5 tRNA genes are annotated in these 567 nt (G+C 53.6%); all 5 read right to left on the minus strand.

The features are described from left to right. Positions 1–50: 50 nt before the first annotated feature. The 5 genes from LD39_RS21065 to LD39_RS21085 all read right to left on the minus strand — a co-directional run bounded on the left by LD39_RS21065 (position 51) and on the right by LD39_RS21085 (position 529). A tRNA-Ala gene (locus LD39_RS21065) sits at positions 51–126 on the minus strand. 14 nt (positions 127–140) lie between these two features. Beyond that, positions 141–217, minus strand: a tRNA-Pro gene (locus tag LD39_RS21070). Between the two features lie 5 nt (positions 218–222). Further along, positions 223–299: transfer RNA gene (locus tag LD39_RS21075), tRNA-Arg, on the minus strand. An 11-nt stretch (positions 300–310) separates the two neighbouring features. Beyond that, positions 311–399, minus strand: a tRNA-Leu gene (locus LD39_RS21080). A gap of 55 nt (positions 400–454) precedes the next feature. Further along, positions 455–529: transfer RNA gene (locus LD39_RS21085), tRNA-Gly, on the minus strand. Positions 530–567: the final 38 nt, after the last annotated feature.

Below are 567 nucleotides of genomic sequence, written 5' to 3' on the forward strand. Positions count from 1 at the left end.
TTTTGACGTACTGGTTGGTTCGTTCAGTTTTCAAAGATCAAAATAAACTATGGTGGAGCCTAGCGGGATCGAACCGCTGACCTCCTGCGTGCAAAGCAGGCGCTCTCCCAGCTGAGCTAAGGCCCCATTGAATTAGGGAATGGTCGGGAAGACAGGATTCGAACCTGCGACCCCTTGGTCCCAAACCAAGTGCTCTACCAAGCTGAGCTACTTCCCGTATAATGGCGCGCCCGAGAGGAGTCGAACCCCTAACCTTCTGATCCGTAGTCAGACGCTCTATCCAATTGAGCTACGGGCGCATATGAGATTATGGTGCCGAGGGCCGGACTCGAACCGGCACGGTGGAAACCCACCGCAGGATTTTAAGTCCTGTGCGTCTGCCAATTCCGCCACCCCGGCTTGGCAATTTTTATGTTAATATCGTGTTGATTGTTAGTTAAGTAGCTCTTGAAAATGGAGCGGAAGACGGGATTCGAACCCGCGACCCCCACCTTGGCAAGGTGGTGTTCTACCACTGAACTACTTCCGCATGAATGCGGGTGGAGGGACTTGAACCCCCACGCCGTG

The sequence above is a fragment of the Halobacillus sp. BBL2006 genome (genome assembly GCF_000786645.1).
GTDB lineage: Bacteria > Bacillota > Bacilli > Bacillales > Halobacillaceae > Halobacillus.